An 8890-nucleotide genomic window follows, 5' to 3' on the forward strand; every position below is an offset into this window, starting at 1 on the left:
CCATGTCCGGCGAATGTGAGTTTTCTGTTGTGTTACCGTCAAACTTATCTGTGATCGACGCGGCGGACCAGATGATCCCCGGCGGACTGGATCAATTGTACTAGCACGACCAGCATGATCACGGTGATCATCATGACAGTGCCGTCAAAGCGCTGATAACCATAGCGAATACCGACATCGCCCAAACCACCACCGCCGACCGTACCTGCCATGGCCGAGTAGCTGACCAGAGTGACCAGAGTAATGGTGACGGCATTGATAATGCCCGGCAGTGCTTCTGGCAGCAGCACCTTGCGAATGATTTGTACAGGCGTGGCTCCCATAGCCTGCGCTGCTTCAACCAGGCCGCTGGGCACTTCGAGCAGTGCGCCTTCCACCAGACGAGCGATAAAGGGAATAGCGCCGACTGTCAGTGGCACTATGGCCGCCGCAGTACCGATAGAGCTGCCTACCACAAAGCGGGTGAACGGAATAATGGCCACCAGCAGAATGATGAATGGGATGGAGCGGCCGATATTGACGACACCACCCAGCACTTTATTGAATCCCGGATTGGCCAGCAGGCCGTTGGGTTTGGTCAGGTGCAGGGCGACACCAACAGGTATACCGATGGCAAAACCAATCAGGCCGGATGCGAATACCATCATCAGTGTTTCGCCTAAAGCGTCAGTCAGCAGACCAATCAGGCGTTCGTTGGTTTGCCACCAGGTGGCGATAGAATCAAGCAACATAACCCAGCACCTCTACATTTACTTTGTGTTCGCGAAGGAAAGCGATGGTTTGTTGTGTCGCTTCTTCAGAGCCAAAAAATTCCGCCAGCATCAGGCCGAACTTCACACCGCCGGCATAATCCATGTCGGCACTTAGAATGTTGGCATCAATACCGAACTGGCGGGATGCCTGACTGAGCAGTGGTGCATCCACCGAAGCGCCGGTGAACTCCAGCCGTATCAGAGGATAGTTGGTTGCTGTACGCTCGGTTTCCAGGCGTGCTTTATAATCTTCCGGTATCGACAAATCTAAAGTGGAACGGATAAATTCACGTGCCAGTTCTGTTTTTGGATGGGCAAAGATATCTCCCACCGGCCCTTTTTCAACCAGTTCGCCGTTGCCTATGATGGCCACTTCTGAGCAGATGCTTTTCACCACGTTCATTTCATGGGTGATCAGCAAAATTGTCAGATTCAGCTTATTATTGATTTCTTTCAGTAACTCAAGAATGGACTGGGTGGTCGCCGGATCCAGTGCGCTGGTGGCTTCGTCACACAGCAGGACTTTAGGATCAGAGGCCAGAGCACGGGCAATTGCCACACGCTGTTTTTGTCCGCCGCTGAGATTAGACGGGTAGGACTGGTGCTTGTCTGCCAACCCAACCAGATTGAGTAATTCAGTCACTTTGCGTTTGATTTCCGCTTTTTCCGTGCCGGCCAGTTCCAGCGGCAGCGCGACGTTGTCGAACACGGTACGAGACGAGAGCAGGTTAAAGTGCTGGAAAATCATGCCGATTTTACGGCGAGCCAGTGTCAACTCCTGATTTGAGAGTTGAGTTAGGTCAATACCGTCAACAATGATGTGCCCTGAGGTCGGCTTCTCCAGCAGGTTAACGCAACGTATCAGGGTACTTTTTCCCGCACCGGACGCACCGATGACACCAAAAATGGTGCCTTGCGCTATGTTGAGGTTGATATCGCGTAAGGCGTGGATGTCTTTATCCCCGACTTTGAAGATTTTATTGACCCTGTTGATCTCTATCATGCTGTGTCCTGCTACTGCTTTTTTTAACTTGCTCGCTGTGTTGTAAACCAGCATAGCTTTATGGTCGTAATTTCGCCTGTATTAGTATTTTTGTGTGTGGTTTAAGCGATAGACCTTGTCATCTTCTTGTGTTTTCGGAATTTTTCCGTGTCATCTGTTGTTGGATGCTAGGGTGTCTAGATGGCTAAGTCAATAGATATTTTTACGTCTAGATGGCCAAATGAGAAAATTCTGATATTAAGCCGGAAAAGTGTCAGTCGGTCTGCCCGAGGATAAAGAGATGATTCCGCGTGTCAGCCATGCCATAATTTAGCGAATTTGATTTCTATCTTTAGGTGATCGCTTGGCTAAGCCTGCTGTGTTTATTGATCGTGACGGCGTCATTAACGTTGATCACGGCTATGTCCATACTGTCGACGACTTTGAATATATCGAAGGGGTGTTTGACGCCTGCAAGAAACTGAAAGAGCAGGGCTACCTTCTGGTGCTGGTGACCAATCAGGCCGGTATTGCCAGAGGCATGTATACCGAAGACGAATTCCTGACACTGACAGAGTGGATGGACTGGAATTTTGTCGATAACGGTGTCGAATTTGACGGCATCTATTACTGTCCGCATCACCCGACAGAAGGAAAAGGCGACTATCTGCAGGATTGTGATTGCCGCAAGCCAAAGCCAGGAATGTTTATTTCAGCCCGGGATTTCCTGAAAATCGATATGGCTCGCTCTGTGATGATTGGCGATAAAACCGATGATATGACAGCGGCGAAAGCGGCTGAAGTCGGTACCAGAATTCTGGTGCGTACCGGTAAGCCAGTCACTCAGGAAGGGGAGGCACTGGCATCGGTTGTGCTCGACAGCGTCGCGGATGTACCGGCCTGGCTAGCCGCCAACAAATAGTTATCCGGCACTGCAACGTTCAAAAAAAACAGACACGCTCAAAACGTGTCTGTTTTTTTATATCCTGAGATTGATCACCCGATGGCCTGCCTGATGGGCAAGACTATCAGGACAGTATTTTCCCTCTGACGCAAGGGTAAATATAACCTCATGTTTTTATTGTCAAATAGTGAGCTGTCTGCTGTTTGGTTCATCATTAGTCATTCAATCAACTGCTATACTCACTACACCAAGGAACAGGATGACAATGACAGGAGTCATTTAGCTTAATGCTTTCATATTTTTTGCGCCGTTTGGCGCTGGTCATTCCCACTTTTATCGGCATTACGATTCTGATTTTTGCCCTCACCCGTTTTGTGCCGGGCGGACCGGTCGAACGTATGCTGGCCAATATTCAGGCGCAGCAAAGTATGTCTGTGTCTCCTTCCATGGCAGGGGAAAGCAATGCGCTGTCAGAAGATCAACTGGCCGAGCTCAATGCGTTCTACGGATTAGACAAGCCGGTATTTGAAGCTTATTCCGAGTGGCTGATGAAAATGCTGCATCTGGACTTCGGGCTGTCGACCCGCTACTACGAACCTGTCTGGGACATGATTATGGACAGGTTGCCGGTCTCTATGTTCTACGGTGGCGTGACCTTTTTTCTCAGTTACTTTATTTCGATTCCTCTGGGGTATTACAAAGCCTTAAAACACGGCAGCGGCTTTGACTCCGGGTCTTCGATTCTGATCTTTGTCGGTTATGCCTTGCCGGGTTATGTGGTTGGGGTGATGTTGATTACGCTGTTCAGCTATCACCTGGAATGGTTTCCAATGGGCGGTTTTGTCAGTGACGATTTCGATGACTACGAATCACTCTGGCAGCAGGTGAAAGATATCCTCTGGCATGCTTGTCTGCCACTGATATGTTACCTGATTGGTGATTTCGCCACCCTGACAATGACGATGAAAAACAACATGATGGAGACACTGTCAGCGGATTATATTCGTACCGCTATTGCTAAAGGGCTGCCATTTTCAACCGCGGTTCGTCGCCATGCACTGCGCAATAGTCTGATTCCTATCGCCAGCCATTTTGGTAACTCCTTGCTGTTTTTCATGACAGGATCTTTTCTGATTGAGGTGATATTCAATATTGATGGTATCGGCCTGTTGGGATACGAATCTATCATTGAGCGAGACTATCCGGTGGTGATGGGCATAGTCGCGATTAATGCCGTGTTATTAATGCTGGGCAATATCATTTCCGATGCTTGTGTTGCCATGATTGATCCCCGAGTGAGATTCGGAGCCTGATATGCTGACCTTGAGCCCACTGACAAAAAAGAAAATCCAGCGTTTTAAAACGATAAAGCGCGGTTATTGGTCACTGATCATCCTATCCGTGCTGCTGGTTTTATCTTTCTTTGCCGAGTTTTTGATTAACAGTAAAGCGCTGATCGTCAAGTATCAGGGGGAGTACTATTTTCCGGTCGTCAGCGATGTGCTGCCTGGTACTCAGTTCGGGCAGGAGTACCAAAGCGAGGCACAGTACCGGGAATTGCAGCAGGCTTTTGCACAAAGCGATACGGATAATTTCGTACTGATGCCGCTCGTGCCCTGGAACCCCTATGAGCAGGATTTTAGCGGAGATTTTCCTCCCACAGCGCCCGACGCTGAGTCCCGGCATTATCTCGGCACCGATACCATAGGGCGGGATATTTTAGCCAGGCTGGTTTACGGTTTTCGTATCACTATGGGGTTTGCTTTACTGACCATGGCCATTTCCTATGCCATAGGCACAGCTGTTGGCTGTGCGATGGGCTTTTGGGGCGGAAAGTTTGACTTGTTGGTTCAGCGCTTTATCGAAATTTGGTCAATGGTGCCTTTTCTCTACGTCATCATGATACTCGTCTCTATCACTCAGCCTTCGTTTTCGCTGTTTGTCGCTATCAATGTGCTGTTTGGCTGGATGGGGATGACCTGGTACATGCGCACCATGACCTATAAAGAAGTGGCCCGGGACTATGTCATGGCTGCCAAGGCACTGGGTGCCTCAAACTGGCGGATTCTTTATGCCCATATATTGCCCAATGTCATGGTGATGATAGTGACATTGGCCCCGTTTACCATAGCGGCCAATATTACGGCGCTGACCGCACTGGATTATTTAGGCTTGGGCTTAATGCCGCCGACACCCAGTTGGGGGGATTTACTGCAACAAGGAAAATCGAATTTAGGGGCGCCCTGGATAGTGACTACCGTAGTGACGGCCATCGTGCTTGTCCTGGTGATGGTGACCTTTATCGGTGAGAGCGTGCGCGCGGCTTTCGATCCGAAAAAATTTACCCGTTATAGTTAATAGAAGACGTGTAGCCAGTTAACAAGGATGTACCATGAGAAAGATACTGAACATATTCGCCTTTGGGGCTATCGCATTTGGCTGTTCACCGGCATGGTCTGCCGAGTTGCCGGTTGGCTTGAAGTGGGAGTCCAATCTGCATGAGCCGCGTTTTGCCTCACCACAAGCCAAATTCGGTGGCACCTTCAATACCTATATTGAGAGTTTTCCGCAGACCTTTCGTATTGTCGGACCGGATTCCAACGGTCGCTTCCGTACCTGGCTGCTCGACAGCCGGCCCGCTGCGGTGACCCGTCACCCTGATACCAAGGCCTGGATCCCGGATATCGCCAGCGAATGGGCTTATGGCAATGACGATAAAACTGTTTATTTTCGTATCAACCCCAACGCCAGGTGGTCTGATGGTAAGCCGATTACTGCGGATGATTTCACCTATGTGCTGACGTTTATGCGTTCCAAAGACATAGTCGCACCTTGGTATAACACCTTTTATACCCAGCAGATTGCCGATGTCATCAAATACGACGATTACACCTTTGCTGTGGTCTCGGCAGAAAAACGCAACAAAGAAGAGTTAATGTTGTACACCAATCTTCAGCCCCGTCCGGCTCATTTCTATCAACCGAAAGTCGATAAAAACAGTGATGGGGTAGAAGATAACTTTGTTCGTTATTACAACTTTAAAGCCGAACCGTCCGCCGGACCGTATTACATTGACGACATCAAAAAAGGCAAGTCGATCACCTTCAAACATGTTGGCAAAGACTGGTGGGGATACTCAAATCCTTATTATCTTTATCGTTATAATGTCGAGAAAATTCGCGTCAAAGTGATACGTGACAAAGACATTGCCCGTCAGCACTTTGAAAAAGGCAATCTGGACTCCTTCTGGCTGGACACCCCAGAGCTGTGGCGCGAGAAGTCGGACACCCCCAATTTTGAGCATGGCTATATCCATAAATTTTGGGGATATAACCAAATTCCCATGGGCGCGGGTGGATTGTGGATCAATACCGCCAAGCCATTGCTGGGGAATCTGGATATCCGTAAAGGTCTGGCATTCGCCACAGATTTTGATGGCCTGATTGAGAAAGTCTTACGTGGTGATGTCATCAGAAAACCCAATCCCATGGGGGTCGGGCATGGTGATTACACTAACAGCGAGCTGAAAGCGCCGCCGTTTGACCCGGATACTGCCATTGAATATTTTACAAAAGCGGGTTTCGGTAACATTGGACCGGATGGCATTCGGATCAACGACAAAGGACAGCGACTTTCGTTTGCTATCACCTACAGCTATGGTTATCTGACGCCACAAGTGGCTTACTTGAAAGAACAGGCCAAACTGGCCGGGCTCGAATATACCCTGAATCTGATCGACGGTTCATCGGCGTTCAAATATGTGCTGGAGAAAAAACACGAGCTTTCTTTCCACTCTATGGGTACCAGCGAAATCCCCCAATACTGGGAATATTTCTACTCTGACAACGCCAATAAGCCACAGAATAATAATTTCACCAATTACAGCACGCCTGAATTAGACCGGTTGATTCTGGCTTATCGCTCCGAATTTGATTTGAATGAGAAGAAAGCTCTCGCTAAGCAAATACAGGCCATTGTGGCCCAAGCCAGCGTCATTATTCCAGGTTACATGCGCCCTTATGCCCGTGAAGCTTACTGGCGATGGCTGCAGATACCGCAACCGGCGATGACGAAAGCTACTGAATTTCTTTTCCCATCGGGTACCTTCCGGGATCTGGGCACGTATTGGATTGATGATTCGCTGAAGCGTGAAACCAAAGCCGCTATGAAGTCAGGCAAAACCTTCGAGCCCGTCACCATCATGGAAGAGACATACAAGCTGTAAGCGGGGAGGGCGGAATGAACGATCATCAGATTATCCTGCAGGTAAAGGATCTGGAAACTGAGTTTCGCACAGATGACGGTGTGGTGAAGGTTTTGCACGGCGTATCATTTGACGTAAAAAAAGGTCGCACCCTTGGACTGGTCGGCGAATCAGGATCAGGCAAAAGCGTGACGGCTATGTCTGTCATGGGTCTGCTGCCAAAGCCTTATGGCCGGGTAACCAAGGGGCAAGTTCTGTACCGGAACACTAACCTGCTTGAACTGTCCGCCCGGGAGATGTGTGCCATGCGTGGCGATCGCATATCCATGATCTTTCAGGACCCGATGACAGCACTCAATCCTGTGTACACCATAGGTAAACAGCTCAATGAAGTGCTGGCGCTTCATCGTCCGGAATTGAGTAAAAAGGAACGTAACCGTTATTCACTGGATATGCTGAATAAAGTGCAGATACCCATGGCTGAAAAACGCCTGCACGAATATCCTCACAGCTTGTCCGGTGGCATGCGGCAAAGGGTGATGATTGCCATGGCGCTGGCCTGCAAGCCAGACATCCTGATCTGTGATGAGCCTACAACGGCACTGGATGTCACTATCCAGGCCGAAATCCTGAAATTGATGCAGGCACTGCAGGATGAAACCCAAATGGCGATGATCTTTATTACTCATGATTTAGGCGTAGTGGCGGAAATTTGTGATGATGTCGCTGTGATGTATGGTGGCAAAGTGCTGGAAACGGCCGATGTGTTTGAGTTGTTCGACCATCCCCGGCATCCCTACACCCAACGTCTGTTGGGATTGATGCCCAGCGCTGAACGTCCAAGCAAACAAATGATTCCCTTTGAACCCATCGATCCATCCAGATTTCCGGAATTCGGGGAATAAGAGCAACACTGAACAGGAACGGGATTTTTCATGGATGACATTTTACGTATCGAGAACCTGAAGCAGTACTTTGTTTCAGGTAAAGGGATATTTAAAAAGGGCTACACAGTAAAAGCTGTTGATGGTGTTTCTTTTTCAATAAGAAGAGGAGAGACCTTAGGGCTGGTCGGTGAATCTGGCTGCGGAAAAAGTACACTGGGCCGAACGATTCTGAAGCTGTATGAGCCGACAGAAGGTAACATCTTTTTTGAAGGTAAGGATATTACGCATTTGTCTCCTCGCCAGATGCGCCCGCTTCGAAAAGATATGCAGATTGTGTTTCAGGATCCTCTTGAATCGCTGAATCAGCGGCATACGGTAGGCATGATTCTGGAAGAGCCTTTTATTATTCATAATGTAGGAACACCAGCCGAGCGTAAGCAATGGGTGTTGGAATTACTCAATAAAGTTGATTTACCTGCGACGGCTATCAACCGCTATCCTCACGAGTTTTCTGGCGGGCAGCGTCAGCGAATCGGTATTGCACGTGCCATTGCACTAAAACCTAAATTATTAATCTGTGATGAATCCGTCTCTGCTTTGGATGTCTCTGTCCAGGCGCAGATACTGAACCTGTTACTGGCGCTGCAGCAGGAGATGGAACTTACCGTCATTTTCATTTCTCACGACTTGTCAGTTGTAAAACATGTATCAGACAGAGTTGCGGTTATGTACTACGGCAAACTTGTTGAGATAGGAACGGCCGAAGAGATTTATCATGCGCCGAAAGCGGATTATACGAAAACCTTATTAGCGGCGATCCCTATCAGCCATCCATCGCAACGGAAAAGACCTGCAACACCACAATAATTTCCTTCTAAGACAGATGAAATGTGCTGTTTTTAGGCGGTATGTTTTGGTGTTGTTTAAAAAATAGACCAACGAAATAAAATTCAAAAAAAACTATTGCGCTGTAAGAACATCTCTCTATAATGCGCCCTCGTTGTCACGATAAACCGCACGGCTTAACGGGATAGCAAAATGTTCTTTAACAATTTGACCATGCAATCTGTGTGGGCACTCGACAATGATACAGTCATAAAAGATTTATCAGTGAACTGAGTGACCAAATGGTAGCGCTTTTTCGAAAGAGTTACCGGCACA

General features: G+C 48.4%; 8 protein-coding genes. 6 read left to right on the forward strand and 2 right to left on the reverse strand.

All coding sequences use genetic code 11. The annotated features are described in order from the left end of the window. Nucleotides 1–44: 44 nt before the first annotated feature. Both D6M16_RS21825 and metN read right to left on the reverse strand, forming a co-directional pair. Nucleotides 45–731, reverse strand: a complete 687-nt coding sequence (locus tag D6M16_RS21825) for a methionine ABC transporter permease (RefSeq protein ID WP_120513953.1) — start codon at nt 729–731, stop codon at nt 45–47. Then, nucleotides 721–1755 (reverse strand): methionine ABC transporter ATP-binding protein MetN, encoded by a 1035-nt coding sequence (metN, locus tag D6M16_RS21830; protein WP_120513966.1) that lies wholly within the window; start codon nt 1753–1755, stop codon nt 721–723. The genes D6M16_RS21825 and metN overlap by 11 nt, the downstream gene beginning before the upstream one ends. A gap of 343 nt (nt 1756–2098) precedes the next feature. Here metN and gmhB point away from each other — a divergent pair, with 343 nt between their 5' ends. The 6 genes from gmhB (at nt 2099) to D6M16_RS21860 (ending at nt 8596) form a co-directional block, all read left to right on the forward strand. After that, nucleotides 2099–2656, forward strand: coding sequence for a D-glycero-beta-D-manno-heptose 1,7-bisphosphate 7-phosphatase (gmhB, locus tag D6M16_RS21835; RefSeq protein WP_120513954.1), 558 nt, complete (start codon nt 2099–2101; stop codon nt 2654–2656). Between the two features lie 269 nt (nt 2657–2925). Beyond that, the gene (locus D6M16_RS21840; protein WP_120513955.1) at nt 2926–3951 is read left to right on the forward strand and encodes an ABC transporter permease subunit; all 1026 of its coding nucleotides are present in this window, start codon (nt 2926–2928) and stop codon (nt 3949–3951) included. A 1-nt stretch (nt 3952) separates the two neighbouring features. Next, the gene (locus D6M16_RS21845) at nt 3953–4996 is read left to right on the forward strand and encodes an ABC transporter permease (protein ID WP_120513956.1); all 1044 of its coding nucleotides are present in this window, start codon (nt 3953–3955) and stop codon (nt 4994–4996) included. A 34-nt stretch (nt 4997–5030) separates the two neighbouring features. Beyond that, the gene (locus D6M16_RS21850; RefSeq protein ID WP_120513957.1) at nt 5031–6863 is read left to right on the forward strand and encodes an extracellular solute-binding protein; all 1833 of its coding nucleotides are present in this window, start codon (nt 5031–5033) and stop codon (nt 6861–6863) included. A 14-nt stretch (nt 6864–6877) separates the two neighbouring features. Next, nucleotides 6878–7747, forward strand: a complete 870-nt coding sequence (locus D6M16_RS21855) for an ABC transporter ATP-binding protein (RefSeq protein WP_162941128.1) — start codon at nt 6878–6880, stop codon at nt 7745–7747. Between the two features lie 30 nt (nt 7748–7777). After that, nucleotides 7778–8596, forward strand: a complete 819-nt coding sequence (locus D6M16_RS21860; protein ID WP_120513958.1) for an ABC transporter ATP-binding protein — start codon at nt 7778–7780, stop codon at nt 8594–8596. Nucleotides 8597–8890: the final 294 nt, after the last annotated feature.

Origin of the sequence: Photobacterium salinisoli (assembly GCF_003614885.1) — a bacterium.
Lineage (GTDB): Bacteria > Pseudomonadota > Gammaproteobacteria > Enterobacterales > Vibrionaceae > Photobacterium > Photobacterium salinisoli.